Raw genomic sequence first — 377 nt, forward strand, 5'->3', positions numbered from 1 at the left:
GTGTCTCAGTCCCAGTGTGGCCGATCACCCTCTCAGGTCGGCTACGCATCGTTGCCTTGGTGAGCCGTTACCTCACCAACTAGCTAATGCGACGCGGGTCCATCCATAAGTGACAGCCGAAGCCGCCTTTCAATTTCGAACCATGCAGTTCAAAATGTTATCCGGTATTAGCCCCGGTTTCCCGGAGTTATCCCAGTCTTATGGGCAGGTTACCCACGTGTTACTCACCCGTCCGCCGCTAACTTCATAAGAGCAAGCTCTTAATCCATTCGCTCGACTTGCATGTATTAGGCACGCCGCCAGCGTTCATCCTGAGCCAGGATCAAACTCTCCAATAAAGTTAGTTTGTCTAGCATCTAAAAATAAAAATTGACGTT

1 rRNA gene is annotated in these 377 nt (G+C 50.1%); it reads right to left on the reverse strand.

Features of this window, described 5'->3' with window-relative positions:
- Nucleotides 1-338: ribosomal RNA gene (locus FE392_RS22360) — 16S ribosomal RNA — on the reverse strand; the annotation flags it as partial.
- Between the last annotated feature and the right edge of the window lie 39 nt (nucleotides 339-377).

This window comes from Xenorhabdus santafensis (genome assembly GCF_033949405.1).
GTDB classification, from domain to species: Bacteria; Pseudomonadota; Gammaproteobacteria; order Enterobacterales; family Enterobacteriaceae; genus Xenorhabdus; species Xenorhabdus santafensis.